17 protein-coding genes and 1 tRNA gene are annotated in these 22,882 nt (G+C 69.1%); 12 read left to right on the top strand and 6 right to left on the bottom strand.

Translation table 11 applies throughout. From position 1 onward, the window contains the following. The first annotated feature begins 208 nt into the window (after positions 1-208). Positions 209-922, top strand: coding sequence for an SIMPL domain-containing protein (locus MDN94_RS38010; RefSeq protein WP_482730326.1), 714 nt, complete (start codon positions 209-211; stop codon positions 920-922). 134 nt (positions 923-1,056) lie between these two features. Further along, entirely contained in the window at positions 1,057-2,481 is a 1,425-nt protein-coding gene (pyk, locus tag MDN94_RS38005; RefSeq protein ID WP_482730325.1) for a pyruvate kinase, read from the top strand. Between the two features lie 13 nt (positions 2,482-2,494). Here the strand turns inward: pyk and MDN94_RS38000 are convergent, their stop codons facing one another. After that, on the bottom strand, positions 2,495-3,283 hold the full coding sequence (locus MDN94_RS38000; protein ID WP_482730324.1) for a helix-turn-helix domain-containing protein: 789 nt from the start codon (positions 3,281-3,283) through the stop codon (positions 2,495-2,497). Positions 3,284-3,367: 84 nt separating this feature from the next. Continuing rightward, positions 3,368-3,450 (bottom strand) — tRNA-Leu (locus MDN94_RS37995). A 93-nt stretch (positions 3,451-3,543) separates the two neighbouring features. Between MDN94_RS37995 and MDN94_RS37990 the strand changes: the two genes are divergently transcribed. The 6 genes from MDN94_RS37990 to MDN94_RS37965 all read left to right on the top strand — a co-directional run bounded on the left by MDN94_RS37990 (position 3,544) and on the right by MDN94_RS37965 (position 10,341). Next, positions 3,544-4,200: an ANTAR domain-containing response regulator gene (locus tag MDN94_RS37990; RefSeq protein WP_159693015.1), complete on the top strand. Its 657-nt coding sequence runs from the start codon at positions 3,544-3,546 to the stop codon at positions 4,198-4,200. A 595-nt stretch (positions 4,201-4,795) separates the two neighbouring features. Then, positions 4,796-5,956 (top strand): branched-chain amino acid ABC transporter substrate-binding protein, encoded by a 1,161-nt coding sequence (locus MDN94_RS37985; RefSeq protein WP_482730323.1) that lies wholly within the window; start codon positions 4,796-4,798, stop codon positions 5,954-5,956. A gap of 191 nt (positions 5,957-6,147) precedes the next feature. Further along, on the top strand, positions 6,148-7,071 hold the full coding sequence (locus MDN94_RS37980; protein WP_482729925.1) for a branched-chain amino acid ABC transporter permease: 924 nt from the start codon (positions 6,148-6,150) through the stop codon (positions 7,069-7,071). Next, positions 7,068-8,453, top strand: a complete 1,386-nt coding sequence (locus MDN94_RS37975) for a branched-chain amino acid ABC transporter permease (RefSeq protein WP_482729924.1) — start codon at positions 7,068-7,070, stop codon at positions 8,451-8,453. The genes MDN94_RS37980 and MDN94_RS37975 overlap by 4 nt, the downstream gene beginning before the upstream one ends. Next, positions 8,453-9,577, top strand: a complete 1,125-nt coding sequence (locus MDN94_RS37970) for an ABC transporter ATP-binding protein (RefSeq protein WP_482730322.1) — start codon at positions 8,453-8,455, stop codon at positions 9,575-9,577. The genes MDN94_RS37975 and MDN94_RS37970 overlap by 1 nt, the downstream gene beginning before the upstream one ends. After that, the gene (locus tag MDN94_RS37965) at positions 9,574-10,341 is read left to right on the top strand and encodes an ABC transporter ATP-binding protein (RefSeq protein ID WP_159693025.1); all 768 of its coding nucleotides are present in this window, start codon (positions 9,574-9,576) and stop codon (positions 10,339-10,341) included. The genes MDN94_RS37970 and MDN94_RS37965 overlap by 4 nt, the downstream gene beginning before the upstream one ends. Before the next feature lie 85 nt (positions 10,342-10,426). Here MDN94_RS37965 and MDN94_RS37960 read toward each other — a convergent pair whose 3' ends face one another. Together MDN94_RS37960 and MDN94_RS37955 are read right to left on the bottom strand one after the other, a co-directional pair. Next, entirely contained in the window at positions 10,427-10,885 is a 459-nt protein-coding gene (locus MDN94_RS37960; protein ID WP_453462961.1) for a PaaI family thioesterase, read from the bottom strand. Between the two features lie 67 nt (positions 10,886-10,952). Continuing rightward, positions 10,953-13,232, bottom strand: coding sequence for an FdhF/YdeP family oxidoreductase (locus MDN94_RS37955; protein WP_482730321.1), 2,280 nt, complete (start codon positions 13,230-13,232; stop codon positions 10,953-10,955). Positions 13,233-13,365: 133 nt separating this feature from the next. On the opposite strand from MDN94_RS37955, the gene polA reads away from it, so the two are divergent. Then, positions 13,366-16,074 (top strand): DNA polymerase I, encoded by a 2,709-nt coding sequence (gene polA / locus MDN94_RS37950; RefSeq protein WP_482730320.1) that lies wholly within the window; start codon positions 13,366-13,368, stop codon positions 16,072-16,074. Positions 16,075-16,166: 92 nt separating this feature from the next. Here polA and MDN94_RS37945 read toward each other — a convergent pair whose 3' ends face one another. Continuing rightward, on the bottom strand, positions 16,167-17,021 hold the full coding sequence (locus tag MDN94_RS37945) for a DUF4184 family protein (RefSeq protein WP_482730319.1): 855 nt from the start codon (positions 17,019-17,021) through the stop codon (positions 16,167-16,169). A gap of 211 nt (positions 17,022-17,232) precedes the next feature. Between MDN94_RS37945 and MDN94_RS37940 the strand changes: the two genes are divergently transcribed. From MDN94_RS37940 to pgfA, 3 genes are all read left to right on the top strand, one after another. Continuing rightward, positions 17,233-18,945 (top strand): lytic transglycosylase domain-containing protein, encoded by a 1,713-nt coding sequence (locus MDN94_RS37940; RefSeq protein WP_482730318.1) that lies wholly within the window; start codon positions 17,233-17,235, stop codon positions 18,943-18,945. 132 nt (positions 18,946-19,077) lie between these two features. After that, positions 19,078-19,215 carry an SPW_0924 family protein gene (locus tag MDN94_RS37935; RefSeq protein ID WP_482730317.1) on the top strand — a complete coding sequence of 46 codons (138 nt, stop codon included), beginning with the start codon at positions 19,078-19,080 and terminating at the stop codon, positions 19,213-19,215. An 8-nt stretch (positions 19,216-19,223) separates the two neighbouring features. Beyond that, complete coding sequence (pgfA, locus tag MDN94_RS37930; protein ID WP_482730316.1) at positions 19,224-20,210, top strand: cell envelope lipid trafficking protein PgfA; 987 nt, start codon at positions 19,224-19,226, stop codon at positions 20,208-20,210. Here the strand turns inward: pgfA and hrpB are convergent. Further along, positions 20,200-22,686 (bottom strand): ATP-dependent helicase HrpB, encoded by a 2,487-nt coding sequence (hrpB, locus tag MDN94_RS37925; RefSeq protein WP_482730315.1) that lies wholly within the window; start codon positions 22,684-22,686, stop codon positions 20,200-20,202. The two genes, pgfA and hrpB, sit on opposite strands and share 11 nt — an antisense overlap. Between the last annotated feature and the right edge of the window lie 196 nt (positions 22,687-22,882).

Raw genomic sequence — 22,882 nt, 5'->3', positions numbered from 1 at the left:
GATCACATGCACAACGCGCGTAGATTCTGGCCTACGAGCCACCCCCGCAACACCCCTGACAGGTTTCGATCCGAAGTCCGGCCGGGGCGCGATCCGGAATGCCGGACCGGACAGCCGGATTCGACCGAGCGACCCGAACGCCGAACCCGAGTGTCCGACCCGGATGCGACAGTGGGACGACAGACCCGACCGCGCGAGGGAGACACCCATGGACGACACCACACCCCCCGCTCCCACCGCCCCCTACGCCACACCGGAACAACCACGGGTCGCCGTACGCGGCGAGGCACGCATCGAATTCGACCCGGAGATCGCCCGCATCAGCATCACGATCAGTGCCCGCGGCAAGGACCGGCGCGCCGCCCTCGAAGACCTCACCCGCCGCAACGCTGCCGCACTCGACCTCGTCAAGTCCTACGGCCAGGCGGTCGAAAAGCTCGAGACGGGCGCATTCTCCGTCACTCCCCAACTCACCCAGCACGGCCGCGGCGAACGCATCCACGCCTACCACGGCCGCGTCAACATCACCGCCGTACTGAGCGACTTCACCGCCCTCGGCGAACTCACCACCCGCCTCGCCGACCTCGAGCTCACCCACGTCAACGGCCCCTGGTGGTCACTGCGCCCGGACTCGCCCGCCCACGGCGAAGCCCGGCGCCAGGCCGTACGGGAAGCCGTCCAGCGCGCCCGCGAATACGCCGAAGCCGTCGGCGGCAGACTCGCCGCCCTCGTCGAGCTCGCCGACATCGGAGCTGAAGCCGCCCCGCCCCGCTACGCGATGCCTGCCCCGCCCGGCAGCACGCGAGGCTTCGCCGGAGCAGCCGTGGCGGAGGCCGCCCCCGCCCTCGACCTCGAGCCACAGCGGCAGACCGTCTACGCCCAGGTGAACGCGCGCTTCACCATGACGCCGCCGCAATTGTGAGCGGAAGGCTTCCCCTGCTCATCCGAGCACCCGCGCGCACAATTCAACACTTGTCAATAGCCCTTCATGCAAAGGTTGTTGAGTAGTCACGCACGCCCAATTCTCTACCGACCGGTAAGCCATAGGCTCGAAACATGCGCCGAGCAAAAATCGTCTGCACCCTGGGCCCCGCGACCGACACGTACGAGCAGATCAAGGCACTCGTCGACGCCGGAATGGACATCGCCCGCTTCAACCTCAGCCACGGCACCTATGCCGACCACGAGGAGCGCTACCACCACGTACGAAAGGCTTCCGACGAAACCGGCCGGAGCGTCGGCATCCTCGCGGACCTTCAAGGCCCGAAGATCCGTCTCGGCCGCTTCCGTGAGGGACCCGTACTGCTTGAACGCGGCGACACGTTCACCATCACCACCGAGGACATCGAGGGTGATCGCCACATCTGCGGCACCACCTATCAAGGTCTCGCCTCCGACGTCAGCCGCGGCGAACGCATCCTCGTCGACGACGGCAAGGTCGCCCTTGAGGTGACCGCCATCGACGGCCCCCGCGTCACGACCACCGTCGTCGAAGGCGGCATGGTCTCCGACCACAAGGGCCTGAACCTCCCCGGTGTGGCCGTTTCCGTCCCCGCCCTGTCGGAAAAGGACATCGAAGACCTCCGCTGGGCCCTCGGCATCGGCGCCGACGTCATCGCCCTCTCCTTCGTCCGCAACGGCAACGACATCGACGACGTCCACCGCGTCATGGACGAGGAGGGCCGCCGCCTGCCCGTCATCGCGAAGGTCGAAAAGCCGCAAGCGGTCGAGAACATCGACGACATCGTCGCCGCGTTCGACGGGATCATGGTCGCCCGCGGCGACCTCGGCGTCGAAATGCCCCTGGAACAGGTACCGATTGTGCAGAAGCGGGCCATCAAGCTCGCCAGGCGCAACGCCAAGCCGGTCATCGTCGCCACCCAGATGCTCGACTCGATGATCGACAACTCCCGCCCCACCCGCGCGGAAGCCTCCGACGTCGCCAACGCCGTCATCGACGGCACCGACGCGGTGATGCTCTCCGGCGAGACGAGCGTCGGCAAATACCCGGTCGAAACGGTCCGCACCATGGCCCGCATCGTCATCGCGGCGGAAGAGGACGTCCTCGCCAGGGGCCTCCCCCCGCTGACCGACCGGAACAAGCCCCGCACCCAGGGCGGCGCCGTGGCCCGCGCGGCCGCCGAGATCGGCGACTTCCTCGGCGCCAAGTTCCTCGTCGCCTTCACCCAGTCCGGCGACACCGTCAAACGACTCTCCCGCTACCGTTCCCCGATCCCCCTCCTTGCCTTCACCCCCGACCCCGCCACCCGCTCCCAGCTCAACCTCACCTGGGGCGTCGAGACCTTCCTCGGCCCGCACGTCGGGTCCACCGACGCGATGGTCGCCCAGGTCGACGAGGAGTTGCTGCGCATCGGCCGCTGCGAGCGGGGCGACATCGTGGTCATCACGGCCGGCTCACCACCGGGCGTCGCAGGCTCGACGAACCTGGTCCGCGTACACCGCATCGGCGAGAGCCTCTAGCGGCGGGGGACGGTCAGTACTTCGGCCCGACGTGTGCGTCCATGAGCGCGACGGACGCGCGTCGGGCAACGGAAATGTTGTACGGGCTGCCGTTGCGGGTGCAGTGCGTCCACTCGACGCCGAGCTTGTCGAGCGTGTCCGTGCAGAGCTGCCGGATGTCGTCGGAGACGTTGGTGAAGAAGTACCGGGGGTACTCGTAGCGCTTGCGCTCGCCGGCCACGAGACGTGTCGTCCAGTTGGTGATCCGGCAACCGTCGGAGTGGATCAATCCCCGGACGAAGTCCCACGGGTGGGCGTCCACGATCGTCTGCTGCCAGGGCTCGAGGGCGATCTTGCGCTCGTGCTTCCTGCCGGAGCCGTGCTGAGGGAACAGGCACCAGAGGTGGTTCGAGTACACCTTCACATTGCGGCAACCGGTTCTTTGGACCCGGCAGACGGAGTTGTCCGGGAACACGGCCTGCATCGCAGATTCGCACTGATCCATGAGTCCCGGCCAGGCCTCGGAACAGGTGATCATCAGGCTGGGTACGCGATGCCCCGAGTACTGGATGATGTGGCCGTCACCGAGGTAAAGCCCGAGGAGATAGGAGTACGCGGGCTCATCCAGCTCGCGACCGTCGCAGCGAGGACACGTAGGCGCGTGCTTACCGGGACACTCGCCACGCTCGGCGCGGTCCGCATGCTTCCAGTAGGCGATCGTGCCGGTGGGCACCTGAAGTGTGCGCGCGACATCGGCGTTCTTGGCTCCTTCCCGCAGGAGGGAAAGTGCCCGCCGTCGCACTCGCGTGCTACGAAGCTCCACGAATGCCACTCTGCGTGGCCGGCGATCACTCGAAGTGTCAAATGGAGGATGTTCACAAGAACGTGCACATCCGGTTCGTGAGGGTGCCGGGTGCGGGATTCGAACCCGCACGTCCTTTCGGACAGATGTGTTTGAGACATCAGCGTCTGCCATTCCGCCAACCCGGCCAGGTCGCTGGTCGGAGTGTACCGGGTGATGGTCATTGCCTTCATCTAGGTAGGCTCTGAAGGCAGTGACCTGCCCCGCACCGAGGAGCCCCCGTGACCGCCCCCGAGTCGCCCCAGCCCGCCGCCGATGACGACGACAAGTCGCACGTCCCGCCCCTGACGACACGTGTCGTCATCGCTGAGGACGAGGCGCTCATCCGGCTCGACCTCAAGGAGATGCTCGAGGAGGAGGGGTACTCGGTCGTCGGCGAGGCCGGTGACGGGCAGCGGGCCGTGGAGCTGGCGCGGGAGCACCGGCCGGATCTGGTCATTCTTGACGTGAAGATGCCCGTGCTCGACGGGATCTCCGCGGCGGAGAAGATCGCGGAGGAATCCATCGCGCCGGTCCTGATGCTCACCGCGTTCTCGCAGCGCGACCTCGTGGAGCGGGCCCGGGACGCCGGCGCCATGGCGTATCTGGTGAAGCCGTTCAGCAAGAGCGACGTCGTGCCGGCGATCGAGATGGCGGTGTCGCGGTTCACCGAGCTCAAGGCGCTCGAGCAGGAGGTCGCGGACCTCTCGCAGCGGCTGGAGACGCGCAAGCTGGTGGATCGGGCGAAGAGCATTCTGCAGACGCAGTACGGCCTGACGGAGCCGGCGGCGTTCCGGTGGATCCAGAAGACGTCGATGGACCGCCGGTTGTCGATGCAGCAGGTGGCGGAGGCGGTCATCGAGGACGCCGAGGAGAAGAAGGCCGCGAAGGGGCAGTAGTCGGCGGCAGGGCGCTGAGCGGTCCTGAGGACGGGCGGAGGAGTAGCGCCTCAAAAAGTGGACAAACGGGTGGAATTGCGGCGGGCCCCCGGTCACTTGGTGACCGGGGGCCCGGTGCTGTTGTGGGGGAAGTTGTGAAGGTCGTTTTCGATTCGGCCGCGCGGCGGGCCGTCGCGCGCTACGGTGACGCGATCCGGCCGGAGAGGTGCTGTCCGGTGAGACGGAGGTGCTCTGTGCGGTGTGTGGGAGGGGTTGCGCGGGGGCATGTTCCGGCCGGGTCGTGTGACCGGGGTTTGGGGGAACGTCGCAGTTCAGAGCGTTGGCGGGGTCGGCGGAAATGTGGTCGTGAAGATCATCTGCGCGTTTGTCGGGTACTTGTGCATCACTGCTGACATGTCCGGTCGCCGGTAAGGAGTGTTCTGTTTCCGGCGCATGACTCAGGTCACAGGGCGATCACACATCTTCCGGTCACCTATCCGTGTGCCCGAACGCCCGATTACATTCCCCGCACACCGCACGGACAAGCGGTGTCCTGTGAGGGGATGCCAACTTCCCCCACTGACAAGATCGTTCGCGCGGCTCCGAGGGGTTCGTAGTGCTGAACAAGACCATCATCAAAATGGCTATACCGCTGGCCGTGGGTGCTCTGGCCCTGACCGGGTGCAGCAGTGACTCCGGCAGCGGCGACGGCGCCGTGAAGATTGCTTTCCAGGGCCCGCTCTCCGGCGACAACGTCGCACTGGGCGAGAACATGCAGAACGGCGTGAAGCTGGCCATCGACCAGGCCAACGCCAAGGGTGACCTCGACTTCAAGCTCGAGTACGTCGCCGGTGACGACCAGGGTCTGCCGGACAAGGCCACCGCCGCCGCGCAGAAGATCATCGACGACGAGAGCGTCGTCGCCGTGGTGGGCCCCGCCTTCTCCGGGCCGACCAACACCTCTTCGCCGCTGTACGCGGAGTCCGGTCTGGTGACGGTCTCGCCGTCCGCGACCAACCCGCTGCTGACGGACAAGGAGAACGGCTTCACCAGCTTCCTGCGCGGTGTCCCCAACGACAACATGCAGGGCGCCGGCATGGCGACCTACTTCGCCAAGAAGCTGCAGGCGAAGAAGGTCTACCTGATCGACGACAAGACCGACTACGGCGTGGGCCTGGCGACTGTCGCCGAGAAGGGTCTGAAGGACGCCGGTGTCGAGGTCGTCAAGAAGTCCGTCCCGCAGAAGACGCCGGACTACTCCGCGACCGCCAAGGACGTCGTCAACTCCAAGGCCGACGCGCTGATCTACGCCGGTTACTACCAGGACCTCGCTCCGTTCGCGAAGAAGCTCAAGGACGCCGGCTACAAGGGCGCGGGCATCTCGGGCGACGGCTCGAACGACATGAAGTTCGTCGAGCTCGCGGGTGACGCCTCCGAGAACTGGTTCCTCACCTGCCCCTGCACCGACGCCACCGTCGAGGCGGGCACGAAGAAGTTCGCCGAGGACTACCAGAAGGAGTTCGGCCGCGCCCCCGGTACGTACTCCGCCGAGGCGTACGACATCACCAACATGATCATCGCCGAAGTCAAGAAGTCGGGTGCGGACACCGAGCGTGAGGCTCTGCGTGACGCGCTGGCGAAGGCCTCCTACAAGGGCCTGACGAAGACCTTCTCCTTCGGTGAGAACGGTGAGTTCAAGGGCACCGACGTCTACCTGTACCAGGTCAAGGGCGGCAAGATCGGGTACCAGGGCAACATCAACGAGCTGGCCGGCTGACGCTGGGGCTTAGTGGCTGATGCCATGCGACAGGGGGCCGGGAGGCGGTAGTTCTCCCGGCCCCCGTCCGCGAAGTGGGGCGGTCGGTTCCCCAACCGGTGCCTTCCACTGTTTCGAATGATTCGCCCGCGGGCCGCCCTCGTCGCCACGAGCGCCGCCGCCCGCTCAGCTCCCACAAGGAAGTCTGCTCCATGTCCCTTCAGGAATTCTGGGACTACCTCGTCCTAGGGGTGATGCTCGGCTCGCTGTACGCCGTCATCGCCATCGGCTACACCCTTGTCTACGGCGTGCTGCAGCTGATCAACTTCGCGCACAGCGAGGTCTTCATGCTCGGCGCCTACGGCAGCCTCATCGTCCTTCAGCTGGTCAGTCCGGGGGACAACCCGTCCGCTCTGGCGTCCATCGGCTTTGTCGCTCTCGCCATGGCGGGGTCGGCGCTGTTCGGCGGCGTCACTGCGTACGGCCTGGAGAAGGTCGCGTACCGACCACTACGCAGGCGTGGCGCGCCGCGGCTGATCTTCCTGATCACCGCGATCGGTGCCTCGTTCTTCCTGTACAACCTGGCCGGCAAGCTGTTCGGGCGTGACCCGCTGCCGCTGCCGGAGATGTACGACAACCACACCGTGTTCTCGCTGTTCGGCGCCGGTGTGAACATCACTCAGATGCTCCAGTTCGCGACGGCCGTGGTCATGATGATCGCGCTGGACCTGCTGGTGACCCGCACGAAGCTCGGCAAGGGCATCCGCGCGGTCGCCCAGGACGCCGAGGTCGCCGGCCTGATGGGCGTCGACATCGACAAGGTCATCTCCCGCACCTTCATCATCGGCGGTGTGCTGGGCGGTGTGGCGGGCTTCCTGTTCGCCAACCTGAACCAGGTGTCGTACACGATGGGCTTCATACCCGGTATCACCGCGTTCGCCGCGGCCGTCGTCGGCGGCATCGGCAACATCCGCGGTGCGATGTTCGGCGGCATTCTGATCGGCATCGTGGAGACGATGACGGTGCCGCTGCTCGGTGACGAGTGGCGCAGCGTCTCGGCCATGGTCGTGCTGATCCTTGTGCTGATGTTCCGCCCGATGGGCATCCTCGGTGAGCGAGTGGGGAGGGCGGCATGAGTACGGTCGACACCTCGAAGAACCTGACGCCGTCTGCGGCGTCGAAGCTGCGCCGTACGGCGTGGTACCAGTCGGAGCGTTTCTCCCGGCTGTGGGCGATGATCGCCCTGGGTGTGCTGCTGGCCCTGGTGACGGGCGAGCAGGGCAACACGCGTGACATCTTCTACTCGATCGAGAACACGCTCACGGGTCCCAACCTGTGGGTGTGCCTGGGTCTTACGGTCGGTGTGTGGGCGCTGCGGGAGTTCGCGTCGGCGCCGATCAAGGGCGCGGTCACGAAGGCCAAGGAGTCGGCCGGTTCGGCTGTCTCCGGTGGCCCGGTGGGCACGCTGCGGGAGCGGCTGCGGACCGACAAGCGGGTGAAGCTGGGTGGCATCGCCGTCCTGCTGATCCTGGTACTGGTCATTCCGTCGGGTCTCGAGCGGACCTGGCAGACGGTGCTGGTGGACCAGATCGCGATCTTCGCGCTCCTGGCGATCGGCCTCAACGTGGTGATCGGCTGGGCGGGTCTGCTGGACCTGGGCTTCTTCGCCTTCTTCGCCGTGGGTGCCTACTCGACGGCGTACTGGACGGGCCGGCTTCCGATCGAGCCTCCGGTCGTGCTGAACAACTTCTGGGTCATCCCCGTCGCAGTGATCACGTGTCTGATCTGTGGTCTGCTGCTGGGTGCTCCGACGCTTCGGCTCCGGGGTGACTACCTGGCGATCGTGACGCTCGGTTTCCACGAGATCATCTACCTGGTGGCGAAGAACGCGGACGGGCTCACGGGCGGTCCGCAGGGTGCCCGGCTGATCCCGGACTTCTCGATCGACTTCGCGGGCTTCGAGTACAAGTGGTCGATCAAGCCGCTGCCTTACTGGTACCTGCTGGTCTTCTTCATCGTTCTGGTGATCATTCTGTTCTCGCGTCTCGAGCACTCGAGGGTGGGACGTGCGTGGACGGCGATCCGTGAGGACGAGATCGCGGCCGCGGCGAACGGCGTCAACACGGTTCAGTTCAAGCTGATGGCGTTCGCGATCGGTGCTTCGACCTCGGGTGTCGCGGGTGTGATCTTCACGAGTAAGTACGGGTACATCAACCCGGAGGTCTTCCCGCTTCTCCAGTCGATCCTGATCCTGGCGTACGTCATCTTCGGCGGTATGGGCTCGATCCCGGGTGTGCTGATCGGCACGGCGATCCTGGTGTGGCTGCCGGAGGCGCTGAAGGACTGGGTGGACCCGTCCGACCGGTACATGTACCTGGGCGCGCTGCTGGTGATCATGATGATCTACCGGCCTCAGGGAGTCTGGCCGTCCCGGCGAAGGCAGCGTGAGCTGAAGATGGCTGAGGAAGGCATCGGCGACGCGGACGCGATGTCCGAGCCGGCGGGAGGCAAGTTCTGATGAGCACGGACGTGAAGAGCGACGCGACGGCCGGTGCACAGCCTTCGGCCGCCGGCACCGATCTGGTGCTGCAGGCGTCGGATGTGACGCTGCGGTTCGGCGGGTTGACCTGTCTGGACCATGTGGACGTCAACATGTGCCGGGGCGAGGTCCTGGCGGTGATCGGGCCGAACGGTGCGGGTAAGACCTCGCTGTTCAACTCGCTCACCGGGGCGTACACCCCGCAGGAAGGCAAGATCGTCTTCCGTTCGAAGGACGGCGACGAGAAGTCCCTGCTGGGCAGCAAGCCGCACATCGTCAACCGCGTGGGTGTGGCGCGTACGTTCCAGAACATCCGGTTGTTCGGTGCGCTGACGGCGCTGGAGAACGTCAAGATCGCGGCGGAGACCCGGCTGAAGGCCGGCCCTGTCTCGATCATGCTGGGTCTGCCGAACGCGCGTAAGGCGGAGCGGCTCAGTGACGAGCGTGCGCACCGGCTGCTGAAGTTCGTGGGCCTGGAGGACAAGCTCAACGAGATCGCGGGCAGCTTGTCGTACGGCGACCAGCGCAGTCTGGAGATCGCGCGGGCGCTGGCCACGGATCCGCAGGTGCTGCTGCTGGACGAGCCGGCCGCCGGTACGAACCCGACGGAGAAGCTGGAGCTGGAGCAGCTGATCCGCCGTATCAACACGGAGCTGGGCATCAGCGTGCTGCTCATCGAGCACGACATGCGTCTGGTGATGTCGGTCGCGGACCGGGTGATGGTTCTCAACTTCGGCAAGAAGATCGCCGAGGGGACGCCGAGCGAGGTGCAGCAGCACCCGGCGGTGATCGAGGCCTACCTGGGCGCGTCGGCGGAGGACGCGGAGGTGGTTCAGGCCGCCATCGCGGAGCAGCATGCGGCGACGGACGGTTCGCAGGAGCCGGAATCGGACGAGCCTGCTTCCGAGGACTCGGCGTCGGACGAGCCCGCTTCGGAGGAGCCGGCGTCGGACGAGCCTGCTTCCGAGGACTCGGGTTCGGACGAGCCTGCTTCGGACGGGTCCGCGGCGGACGATGCCTCGGACGAGGTGTCGGCCGATGCTGAGTCGTCGGACGGAACGGCGCCGGGCGAGACCGCGGCGGACGAGGAGAGCGGCAAGTGAGCACCACGACTGAGCTGCAGAAGGACGCCGGTACGGCGGGCACTTCGGAAGAGACGCTGCTCGAACTGAAGAGCATGCGTGTGTTCTACGGCGCCATCGAGGCCATCAAGGGCATCGACCTGACCGTGCGCAAGGGCGAGATCGTGGCCCTGCTCGGCGGTAACGGCGCGGGCAAGACGACGACGCTGCGCACCGTCTCGGGCATGCTCCAGCCGCGCCACGGCGAGGTGCTGCTGCGCGGCGAGCGCATCGACGGCATCAAGTCGCACGAGCTCGTGCGGTTCGGCATCGGTCATGTGCCGGAAGGCCGGCGGGTCTTCTCGACGATGACCGTGCGGGAGAACCTGGAGATGGGCGCGTACCGCTTCAGCTCGGTCGACATGGCCGAGATGGACCGGGTGTTCACGCTCTTCCCGCGTCTGGCCGAGCGGCGCTCGCAGCAGGCGGGCACGTTGTCGGGCGGCGAGCAGCAGATGCTGGCGATCGGCCGTGCCCTGATGGGCAAGCCGGAGCTGCTGCTGCTGGACGAGCCGTCGATGGGTCTGGCGCCGCTGATCGTGCAGCAGATCTTCGAGATCATCGAGGAGATCAACAAGCAGGGCACGACCGTGCTGCTGGTGGAGCAGAACGCCACGCAGGCGCTGGGTCTGGCGAACCGCGGCTACGTCCTGGAGACGGGCGAGGTCGCGATGTCGGGGCCGGCGGCGGATCTGCTGGCGGACAACCGGATCCGGGCGGCGTACCTCGGTGAGGGCGCGGCCTGACGGTCCGTGGAGCGATGAGAAAGGGGCCGGGAAGCTTCGCTTCCCGGCCCCTTTCCGTGCCTTGCGGGTCTTTCGCGGGGTCGGTTCAGCCCTGAGCGTCGCGGAGCAGGCAGGTGAGGCGTGCGGTGCAGACGCGCTTGTCCTGCTCGTCGGTGATCACGATCTCGTAGGTGGCGGTGGAGCGGCCGCGGTGGACGGGGGTGGCGACTCCGGTGACCATTCCGGAGCGGGCGCCGCGGTGGTGGGTGCAGTTGAGGTCCACGCCGACGGCGATCTTGGAGGGGCCGCCGTGCAGCATGGAGCCGACGGAGCCGAGGGTCTCGGCGAGGACGGCGGAGGCGCCGCCGTGCAGCAGGCCGTACGGCTGGGTGTTGCCCTCGACGGGCATCGTGCCGACGACCCGGTCCGCCGCGGCCTCGAGGATCTGTACGCCCATGCGCTCGCCCAGGTGTCCGGCGGAGAAGAGCGCGGGCAGGTCCACCCCGAGCTCGGCGTACTCGTCGATGACCTCTTGCGGGAACTTCACCGTGGTCTGCTCGCCCATGCCGGCTCCGATCGTATGACTGTCTGGTCCTGTGGTCGTCTGCTCGTCCTGCTGCCTGAGCGAACGCTTAGACGGTTGGTGATTGTTCCAGACGTACGATCACGGACTTGCTGGCGGGGGTGTTGCTGGTGTCGGCGGTGGAGTCCAGCGGGACCAGCACATTGGTCTCCGGGTAGTAAGCGGCGGCGCAGCCCCGTGCGGTGGGGTAGTGGACGACGCGGAAGCCGGGGGCCCGCCGCTCCACGCCGTCCTTCCATTCGCCGACCAGATCCGCGTACGCACCATCGGCCAGACCCAGTTCGCGAGCGTCCTCGGGATTGACCAGGACCACCCGGCGGCCGCCCTTGATGCCGCGGTAGCGGTCGTCGAGGCCGTACACCGTGGTGTTGTACTGGTCGTGCGAGCGCAGGGTCTGGAGCAGCAGCCGGCCCTCGGGGACCTTCGGGTACTCGACGGGGGCGGCGGTGAAGTTGGCCTTCCCGGTGGCAGTGGGGAAGCGGCGCTCGTCGCGGGGGCCGTGCGGCAGGGTGAAGCCGCCGGGGCGGGCGATCTTCGCGTTGAAGTCCTCGAAGCCGGGCACCACGCGGGCGATCCGGTCGCGGATCGTGCTGTAGTCCCGTTCGAAGTCCTCCCACGGTGTGGTCGAGGAGGGGCCGAGCACGGCGCGCGCCATCCGGGCGACGATCGCGGGCTCGGACAGCAGGTGGGGGCTCGCGGGAGTGAGGTTGCCGCGGGAGGCGTGGACCATTCCCATCGAGTCCTCGACGGTCACCACCTGCCTGCCGCCCGCCTGGATGTCCTTGTCGGTACGGCCCAGGGTGGGCAGGATGAGCGCCCGGCGGCCCGTGACCGCGTGCGAGCGGTTGAGCTTGGTGGACACGTGCACGGTCAGCCGCGCACGGCGCATCGCGGCCTCTGTGACCTCCGTGTCGGGACTCGCCGCCACGAAGTTGCCGCCCATGGCGAAGAACACCTTCGCCTTCCCGTCGCGCAGCGCCTCGATGGACCGCACGACGTCGAGGCCGTGGTGGCGCGGCGGGGCAAAGCCGAACTCCTTCTCCAGGGCGTCCAGGAAGGCGGGCGCGGGCCGCTCGAAGATGCCCATGGTGCGGTCGCCCTGGACGTTGGAATGCCCTCGGACGGGGCAGACGCCCGCACCCGGGCGGCCGATGTTGCCGCGCAGCAGAAGGAAGTTGACGACCTCGCGGATGGTGGCGACCGAATGCTTGTGCTGGGTCAGGCCCATCGCCCAGCAGACGATGGTCCGGCGGGAGTCGAGCACCATCCGCAGGGCCTGCTCGATCTCGTCACGGCCGAGGCCTGTCGCGGCGAGTGTGGCATCCCGGTCGGCGGCCCGTGCCGCAGCCGCGAAGTCCTCGAAGCCGTCGGTGTGCTCGCGTACGAAGTCCTCGTCGACCGCGCCCCCCGTCTCCAGGATCAGCTTGTTGAGGAGACGGAACAGAGCCTGGTCGCCGCCGATGCGGATCTGGAGGAAGAGGTCGTTCAGCGCGGTGCCCTTGAGCATGCCCCGCGGGGTCTGCGGGTTCTTGAACAGCTCGAGACCGGCCTCGGGCAGCGGATTCACCGAGATGATCCTGGCGCCGGAGGCCTTGGCCTGCTCCAGTGCGCTGAGCATCCGGGGATGGTTGGTGCCCGGATTCTGCCCGGCGACGATGATCAGGTCCGCCTGGTGCAGGTCCTCCAGGGAGACGCTGCCCTTGCCGACGCCGATGGTCTCCGTGAGCGCCGAGCCGGAGGACTCGTGGCACATGTTGGAGCAGTCGGGCAGATTGTTCGTGCCGAACTCGCGGGCGAACAGCTGCAGCAGGAACGCCGCCTCGTTGCTGGTGCGGCCGGAGGTGTAGAACAGCGCCTCGTCCGGGGATCCGAGCGCGCGCAGTTCCTCGGCGATGATCGCGAAGGCCCGTTCCCATGTCACCTCCTCGTACCTCTCGGAGCCCTCGGGGAGATACATCGGTTGTGTGATCCGGCCCTGCTGCCCCAGCCAGTAGCCGCTGCGGCGCGCAAGGTCGGGAAGCGGGTGCGCGGCGAAGAAGTCGGGCGTCACCCGGCGCAGGGTCGCCTCCTCCGCGACCGCCTTCGCGCCGTTCTCGCAGAACTCGGCGACATGGCGCTTGTCGCCCTCCGGCCAGGCGCAGCCGGGACAGTCGAAGCCGTCCTTCTGGTTGACCTTCATCAGGGTGCGGGCGGTGCGGGCCACTCCCATCTGCTGCTGTGCGACGCGCAAGGTGTGGCCGATGGCGGGCAGGCCGGCCGCCGCATGCTGCGGGGCCGCGACCTGCGGGGCGTCCTGGACCGGGTCCCCTGAGGGCGGCTTGCTGGCCATCGTGCTCCCCTTCGAGCCGTGCCTGTGCGATACGTCTTTCCCTACGTCTTCGATCCTGTCACGGGCCCCCGACAAACGGTGAGCCCAGGCCGGGCGGTCGGGAATGTCAGCGGTGCATGGCAGGATCGGGGTCGTGGCTGAGACAGCATCGAAGAAGACGGCAGACAACCGACCGCGCCTGCTCCTCATGGACGGGCACTCCCTGGCGTACCGGGCGTTCTTCGCGCTGCCCGCGGAGAATTTCACGACCGCGAGCGGCCAGACGACCAACGCGATCTACGGCTTCGCGTCGATGCTGGCGAACACCCTGCGTGATGAGGCGCCCACGCATTTCGCGGTGGCCTTCGACGTCTCGCGCAAGACCTGGCGGTCGGCCGACTTTCCGGAGTACAAGGCGAACCGCTCCAAGACGCCCGACGAGTTCAAGGGCCAGGTCGAGCTGATCGGCGAGCTCCTCGACACGATGAACGCCGAGCGGTTCGCGATCGACGGCTTCGAGGCGGACGACGTGATCGCCACCCTCGCCACCCAGGCGGAGGCGGCGGGCTTCGAAGTGCTGATCGTCACCGGCGACCGGGACTCGTTCCAGCTGGTCAGCGAGCACACCACCGTGCTCTACCCGACCAAGGGCGTCTCCGAGCTGACCCGCTTCACCCCGGCGAAGGTCGAGGAGAAGTACGGCCTCACCCCGCAGCAGTACCCGGACTTCGCCGCACTGCGCGGCGACCCGTCCGACAACCTGCCCGGTATCCCCGGCGTCGGTGAGAAGACCGCCACGAAATGGATCAACCAGTTCGGTTCGTTCGCGGCGCTCGTCGAGCACGCGGACGAGGTCAAGGGCAAGGTCGGCCAGGCGCTGCGCGATCACCTGGAAGCCGTCAAGCTCAACCGCCACCTGACGGAGCTCGTGCGCGACGTGGAACTGCCGAAGGCAGTCACGGACCTCGAGCGCGCGCCGTACGACCGGACCGCGCTGAAGGGTTTCCTCGAGGTCCTGGAGATCCGTAACCCGAGCCTTCGGGAGCGGCTGCTCGCGGTCGACCCCGGGGCCGCGGAGGAGGAGCCGCCGGCCCCCGAGGCCGGTGTGGAGCTGGACGGCACCGTGCTCGGCGCCGGCGAGTTGGCGTACTGGCTGGAGCAGCACGGCAGGCAGCCGCTCGGCGTGGCCACCGTCTCCGCGTGGGCGCTGGGTGTCGGCAGCGTCAGCGAGGTCGCGCTGGCGGCCGCCGACGGCAAGGCGGCCTGGTTCGACACGACCCAGCTCGACGAGTCCGACGAGCGGGCATTCGCCTCGTGGGTCTCCGACCCGGCCCGGCCGAAGGTCATGCACAACGCCAAGGACGCGCTGCGGGTCTTCCCCGAGCACGGCTGGGAGATCGCCGGCGTGACCATGGACACGGCGCTCGCCGCCTACCTGGTCAAGCCCGGCCGCCGTTCGTTCGCCCTGGACGCGCTGTCCATCGAGTATCTGCACCGCGAGCTGGCACCCGCCGCGGCGGACGGGCAGCTGGCGTTCGGCAGCGACGAACAGGCCGAGGCCGACGCGCTGATGTCCCAGGCCCGTGCCGTCCTGGATCTCGGCGAGGCGCTCGGCGGGAAGCTGAAGGAGGTCGGCGCCGTCGAGCTCCTGCACGACGTCGAGCTGCCCACCTCCTTGCTGCTGGCCCGGATGGAGCGGCACGGCATCGCCGCCGACCGCGCCCACCTCGAGGCCATGGAGCAGCAGTTCGCGGGCGCCGTGCAGCAGGCCGTGAAGGAGGCGCACGCGGCAGTGGGGCACGAGTTCAACCTCGGCTCCCCCAAGCAGCTCCAAGAGGTGTTCTTCGGCGAACTGAACCTGCCGAAGACGAAGAAGACCAAGACCGGCTACACCACGGACGCCGACGCGCTCGCGTGGCTCGCCGCGCAGACGGAGCACGAGCTGCCCGTCATCATGCTGCGCCACCGCGAGCAGGCCAGGCTGCGTTCGACGGTCGAGGGCCTGATCAAGACCATCGCCGCCGACGGCCGCATCCACACCACGTTCAGCCAGACCGTCGCCGCGACGGGACGCCTCTCCTCCACCGACCCCAACCTGCAGAACGTGCCGGTGAGGACGGACGAGGGCCGTGCCATCCGGAGAGGCTTCGTCGTCGGCGAGGGCTACGAGTCCCTGATGACGGCCGACTACAGCCAGATCGAGCTGCGGGTCATGGCCCATCTGTCGGAGGACGCGGGCCTGATCGAGGCGTTCACCTCCGGCGAGGACCTCCACACGACCGTCGCCTCCCAGGTGTTCTCGGTCGAGCGGTCCGCCGTCGACGCGGAGATGCGACGCAAGATCAAGGCGATGTCGTACGGGCTGGCCTATGGGCTCTCGGCGTTCGGCCTCTCCCAGCAACTGGGCATCGAGCCCGCCGAGGCACGGGTCCTGATGGACACCTACTTCGAGCGGTTCGGCGGCGTGCGGGACTACCTGCGGCGCGTCGTCGACGAGGCGCGTGCCACCGGCTACACGGCGACGATGCTCGGCCGCCGCCGGTATCTCCCCGACCTCAACAGCGACAACCGGCAGCGGCGTGAGTCCGCCGAGCGGATGGCGCTCAACGCACCGATCCAGGGCACCGCGGCGGACATCGTCAAGGTCGCCATGCTCAACGTCGACCGGGCACTGAGGGACGCGAAGCTGTCGTCCAGGCTGCTCCTCCAGGTCCACGACGAAATCGTCCTGGAGGTCGCCCCGGGCGAGCGCGAGCAGGTCGAGACACTCGTGCGCCACGAGATGTCCTCGGCCGTGTCGCTCCGCGCCCCGCTGGACGTCTCGGTCGGCTCGGGCACGGACTGGGAGTCGGCAGCCCACTGACGCCTGCGGCACGCCCCTCGCCGGGGCGTGCCGCCGTTCGCGTCCGACATTGCCCGGCACATGAACTCCGCGCCCCGGGCGTCAGGGACCCGTCAGCCCTGACGCGCTCCCCGCTCCGGCAGCGGCGCCTCGGAGCTCTCAGCGACCGCTCCCCGCCCGCGCTCACGCATCCGCACCGCCGTGGCGTACAGCACCAGCCCCACGGCCAACCCGGCCCCGGCCCCGAAGCAGGCCGTCGGGATGATGTCGAAGGGCGTCTCGGTCCGGCCCCAGTACTGGTACCAGCGCACACAGCGGTGCGCGATGCCCGCCGGCACGCACACCGCGATGAGCCCTGCCGCCAGCAGCCGGTCCCGGCGGCCGAGCAGCATCACGGGCGCCTCCGGTGCCGCCGGCGCACGCCGCAGCGCCGACGCCGTGAACCACACCAGCGCGACGAGAGCCACAACCGAACTGCCGTACTGCGTGTACGTGTAGAGCGGGAAGCCCGCGACGACCTCGCCGAGGACCGGGATCATCCGCACGCCCCACCGGTCGAAATGGGTGAACGCGTCCCACACGACGTGCGTACTGGCCCCGATCACCGCCGAGACGTAGAACCACAGGGCCGCGGTGACCGGCGGCCGGACCCTCTTCCGCCCGCGCAGCAGTGTGTACACCCGGCTCTGCTGTGCCGCCGGCAGCAGCGCGACGAGCGGGTCCCGCATCAGCAGCCAGAGGCAGACGAGTATCGCGGTGATGGCGACATCGACGCTCAGCACGCCCAGCACCCCGTGCGTCACCTCGCCGTAGCCCATCGCGTCGGGAAGGAGACTCGCCGCGAAGTACGTCGTGTCCGGTGCGAACGACCCGAGGACGAGTGCCGAGGCGTACAGGGGACCGCGCGCGGTCCCGTTCCTCCGCAGCCCCGGCAGTACCGCCGCGGCGTGGCTGATGGTGAACGGCATGGCGACCCCCCCTGTGACCGATGATGATCAGTGGGCCCAGTATGAGTGATGCCTTGCGGCGGGGGGCGTCCGGAATCCGGCGGGGACCAGGAGGTGGCGAAGTAGTGAAAGCCGGTCAGCCCACGGTGTGCCGATGTCTCAAGGTGCACTAGGGTCACGTGAGTCCGCGCTGGGGAGCGCGAACAGCAGCTGATGGGGAGGGAACAGACGTATGGCAGCGCAATTCGGCCGCCGGCTGCGCAGGGGAGCGACGACGACGGCGGTTGCCGCCGCCGCTGTGGCCGCACTCTCCGCCTCACAGGCGCCCGGCGTCACGTCCGCCACCTCGGGCACCGGGCAGGAGGCCTCGGACGCTGCCCCGCCGCCCGGCACGCCGGTGACCGGAAACTCTCCGTACTACACGGACCTCCCGCCGCTGAACACCCCCGACAAGCCCGGCACTTCGGGTGATCTGCCGGAACTCGGCGTGGGTGAGGCCGGTATACCCGCCTCCGTTCTCGCCGCCTACAAGCAGGCCGAGCAGACCATCGCCGCGTCCGACCCGGCCTGCCGGCTGCCCTGGCAGCTGCTCGCCGCCATCGGCAAGGTCGAGTCCGGTCAGGCCAGGGGCGGCAGGGTGGACGCGAACGGCACGACGCTCACACCGATCCTCGGCCCCGTCCTCAACGGCGTCGGCTTCGCGAACATCTCGGACTCCGACAACGGAGCCTACGACGGCGACACGGTGCACGACCGCGCCGTCGGGCCGATGCAGTTCATCCCGCAGACATGGGAGACCTGGGGTCAGGACGCCAACGCCGACGGCCGCAAGGACCCCAACAACATCTACGACGCGGCGCTCGCCGCGGGCCGCTATCTCTGCGCCAACGGCCGCGACCTCGGCAACAAGGACGACCTCGACCAGGCGATCCTCGGCTACAACCACTCGCGGGAATACCTGCGCACGGTGCTGTCCTGGTTCGAGTACTACAAGCGCGGCGCCCACCAGGTCCCCGACGGGGCCGGCGTTCTGCCGGTGGGCGACGGTCCCGACAGTTCGGGCCCGTTGCCGACGCCGAGCCCCACCCCTGTGCCGAGTCCGTCGAAGCCCGCACCGAAGCCGACGCCGAGCCCCACGCCGAGCCCGTCGGACCCCGCTCCCAGTCCCACGCCGACGCCGACCCCGCCCCCGACGTCCACTCCGGCCCCCGCGCCCGTGAGCCGTATCGAGGACGCGGGCACCGGGACGCTGACGGCGGTGGCCGGCCGGCAGTTCACCGAGCGTGTCAAAGTCCGTGCGGAGAACGCCAAGGGACAGCCCGTCGTCAAGGTGGCCGTTCGGTTCATGATCGTCGGTGACACCGACACCCGCTTCACCGATGGCCGTACGGACGCCGTCGTGGCCACAGGTGCGGACGGCACGGTCAGCGCCCCCGCGCTTGTCGCGGGGGAGCGGACCGGTGCCTTCACGGTGCGGGCCACCGTCGTCGAGCGTTCCCTGCCCGGCGTCGAGTTCGAGGCCACCGTCACCGAGCGGGAAGCGGACAGCATCGTCCGGACCGACACCAAGGACCTGACGGCCATCACGGGCGGCGAGTTCGCGGACGTCATCCGCGTCAGGGCCGCATGCGACGGAGTCGCCGCCTCCGGTGTGGCGGTCTCCGCCACGATGATCGTCTCCAAGGAGAACGGGGCGGAGAACGACAAGGGACCGTACTTCAAGCAGACCGACGGCACGGTCGTCCGCACCCTGACCGGGCTCCGCACCGGCGCCGACGGCGTCCTGGAGCTTCCGAAGGTCTTCGCCGACGGCAATCAGGGCACCTTCGTCCTCCGTCTCACCGCTCCCGGCGGCGGCAGCCTGGACATCGAACTCCAGGTGACGGCGCCAGCGAGCGCGACCCCGTCCCCTTCCCCTTCGCCTTACGCGTCGACGGCCCCCTGACCGAGCGCTCTGCCCGCACCGCCCTTGCCCCGCCCGCCGGGACAGGGGCGGTGCTGTCTGTTCTCTTCTTCCGGCCACGTTGCTACGGTGCCCAGACCTGACGACCTATCAGATCAGTCCGGGAGGCCGAGCATGCGCGTCCTCGTCGCCGCCGCCGTCGGACTCGCCGCCGCCCTCGCCCTCGTGCTCACCGTCACCGCGATCGGCGCACCCTCCGGCGAGACCTCGCCAAAGCCGCTGCTGACCACCGTCCCCGGTCCCAAGGACTGAGGGCCGCCATGCGCAGCAGAGCAGGCCTCGTCCTCGTCGCCCTCGCCGTCTTCCTCGCCGCCCTGTCCCCGCTGCTGCGCTGGTACGCCTTTCCACGGCTCGCCAAGATCCCCGCCGGCCAGTACCAGGAGATGGTGCTCGAGGCGAAGCCCGCGACGCTCCTCGACTACGGCACCCTCGAGGCGAAGAAGGTCGAGAAGGTCACCATCGTGCAGACCCTCAAGGGCAACGTGGAGGAGTCCGAGCGGATCGAGCGCACCGCCGGCCGCGACATCGTCGTCTGGGACTCCCTCTCCTACATCCAGGGGCCCGACGGCGCGATGGTGTCGCAGATCCCCGAGCGCTACATCTTCGACGCGCACACCCAGGAGCCGGTGCACGCCACCGGCGAGTCCGTCGACGGCGACCCGGTGCGGCGCGAGGGTATCGAGTTCAAGTGGCCTTTCCTCACCGAGAAGCGGGACTACGTGTACTTCGACGCCCAGGCCCGGACGTCCGCACCCATCCACTACAAGGGCACCCGGGAGTTCCGCGGTCTGGAGGTGTACTGCTTCGAGCAGACCATCCCCTGGACGAAGGTGCCCTACCCGAAGAGGATGCCGATTCCGGGAATCGACGCGACCACCCTGGAGAAGCAGACCGGCACCACCCGCTGGTACACCACCAAGCGCATGTTCTGGGTGGAACCCGTCACCGGAGCGCCCGTCAACGGCGAGGAGATCCACCGTGAAGAACTGCGCGGCGGCTCCCTGCTCGGTGGGCGCGACAAGGTCACCGCCTTCGCCGGGCATGTGAAGATGCGCCCCGACTACGTCGACTCCACGGTCGAACTGGTCACTTCCCAGCGCCGTACGGTCCTGCTCATGACCTCCTACCTTCCGTGGGGTTTCCTCGTCGCCGGCGCCGGACTGTCGGCGCTCGCCCTGTGGCTGGAGGCACGCCGCCGCCCTGACCCCGCGGGCGCGTCGCCCGCGCCGGAGCCGCTCAGGGTCTGAGCCGCGACTTCGTGTGCCGTGTCGGTTCCGCCGTCGCCGGGTCCTCGGGCCAGGGGTGCTTCGGATACCGGCCGCGCAGCTCCGCCCGCACCGCCCGGTAGCCCTCACGCCAGAACGAACCCAGATCCGCGGTGACCGCCGCCGGACGGCCGGCGGGGGAGAGGAGATGCACCACCACGGGTACACCGGCGACCTCGGGCGTCTCGCGCAAACCGAACAGTTCCTGGAGCTTCACCGCGAGCACAGGCTGCTCCCCGCCGTACTCGACCCGTATCCGGGACCCGCTCGGCACCTCGATCCGCTCCGGCGCGAGCTCGTCCAGCCTGGCCGCTTCGCCGGTCGCCCACGGCAGCAGCCGCTGCAAGGTCTGACCGGCCTGGATGCGGCCGAGGTCCGCCCGCCGCCGGGCACGGGACAGCTCCGGCTCCAGCCACTCGTCGGCCCGCTCGAGCAACTCGGCGTCCGACACGTCCGGCCACGGTGGCCCCAGCACCCTGTGCAGGAAGGCGAGCCGCTCGCGCAGCCCGTGCGTCTCGCGGGTCCAGTGCAGCAGTCCGAGCCCTTCCCGTCGCAGGCCCTCCAGCAGCGCCTGCCGTACCAGCTCCGGGTCGGGTGAGCCCAAGGGGCGGACGGACAGTTCGACCGCGCCCAGCCGCTCCACGCGCCGGGCCATGACGTCGCCGTCCTCCCAGTGGACGTCCTCGCTACGGGACAGAAGATGCGAGGCGGCGTGGCGGGCGCCGTCCTCGTCGAGCACGGCGGCGAGCCTGATCCGCGCGGACACGGCGGTGGCGGGGCGGTCGGCGACGGCGACCGCCAGCCAGGGCGCGTCGCGCAGTGACGACCCCGCGTCGAGCAGGCCTCCGGTGCCGGAGGCCATCAGATACGCCCCGTCGGCGCGTCCCCGCGCCACCCGCTCCGGGAAGGCGAGCGCGGCGACGAGCCCAGCGACGGCGTCGTCGCCTGACGGCCCTGACGGGTGCCTCGTACCGCCGCCGAGGGACGACTCCAGCCGACGGGTCTCCGCACGCCACCGCGCCCCGTACGCGTCGTTGCCGCGCCGGGCCGCGCGCCAGGCGCCTGCCAGGTCGTCCCCGTACTCCCGCGGCGGTTCGTCGCTCAGCAGCGCCACCACCTCGGCCGCGCGCCGGGCGCCCACCTGCGCGGAACCGTCGAGCAGGGCCCGGGCCAGCCGGGGATGCACGCCCAGTCGCGACATCCGGGTGCCACGGCCGGTGGCTCTCCCGGAGGCGTCGACCGCGCCGATCGCGGCCAGCACGGAGCCCGCGGCGGCCATCGCGCCCGGCGGGGGAGCGTCCAGCAGTGCCAGGCCGGCGGCTGCCGGGTCGCCCCAGCACGCCACGTGCAGCGCGAACGCCGTGAGATCCGCGACCTTTATCTCCGGGGCGGGGAAGCGCGGGAGTCGGGTGTCCTCGGCCTCCGTCCAGCAGCGGTACACCGTGCCGGGCCCCTCGCGGCCGGCCCTGCCCGCGCGCTGGCGGCCGGAGGCCTGCGAAGCCCGGACGGTCGTGAGAGCGCTCAGGCCCCGCGCGTGATCGGTGCGCGGCTCACGTGCCAGCCCGGAGTCCACGACGAGGCGCACTCCGGGCACGGTCAGCGACGATTCGGCGACCGACGTCGCGAGGATCACCCGGCGGGTGTCGCCCCCGGAGAGCACCGCGTCCTGGACGGCCGTCGGCGCCCGGCCGTGCACCTGAAGGACTTCCGCGTCCACCCCGGCGAGCTGCCCGGCCACCCGGCCGATCTCACCCACGCCCGGCAGGAAGCAGAGCACGTCCCCCTCACGTTCATCGAGGGCCCTGCGCACCACCGACGCCACATGCGTCAGCAGCGCGGGATCGACCCGCATCCCGTGCGGCGGACGGACCGGACGGGCCGGAGGGGCCCAGACGACCTCGACCGGGTGCGCGACGCCCTCGGCCCGCACCACCGGCGCGTCACCCAGGAGCCGCGCCCACCCTTCCGCGTCCGTCGTCGCGGAGGCTGCCAGGAGCCGCAGTTCCGGACGCAGGGTGCCGCGGACATCCAGCAGGAAGGCGGCGACGGTGTCGGCGTCGAGATGACGCTCATGGCACTCGTCGAGCATCACCGCGTCCACACCGGCCAGCTCCTGGTCGCGCTGCAGCCGTTGCAGCAGCACGCCGGTGGTGACCACCTCTACGACGGTCTCGGGACCGACCACGCGCTCGCCGCGGACAGTGAAGCCCACCCGGCCGCCGACCTTCTCGCCGAGGAGCCACGCCATCCGCCGCGCCGCCGCGCGCGCCGCTATCCGTCGTGGCTCCGCGACCACGACCCTGGCGCCGGTCTCGGCGAGGACAAGCGGCACCAGCGTGGTCTTGCCGGTGCCCGGCGGAGCGCAGAGCACGGCCGTGCCGTGCTCGTCGAGCGCGCCGAGCAGCTCGTCGACGGCATGGCGGACGGGAAGGCGGTCGATTGCGTCGTGTCGGATCACGGGCTCAGTCTCGTACGTCCCGGCGAACCGTGGACGCGACTGTCCACAGGCCGGTGGGCTTGTATGACATCCCGGCATCGCATGGTCGTTCCGTGACGCGCGGCCGGCCGCGCGTCACGGTCCCCCAGGCCATTCTCGAGTGGATCGACAACGCCCGCGCGAGCCGGTCGCGGGGATCTGCCGGCGCCGCGATCGC

The organism is Streptomyces sp. WAC00040 (assembly GCF_056835925.1).
This window is presented reverse-complemented; position numbering and strand designations above follow the sequence as displayed.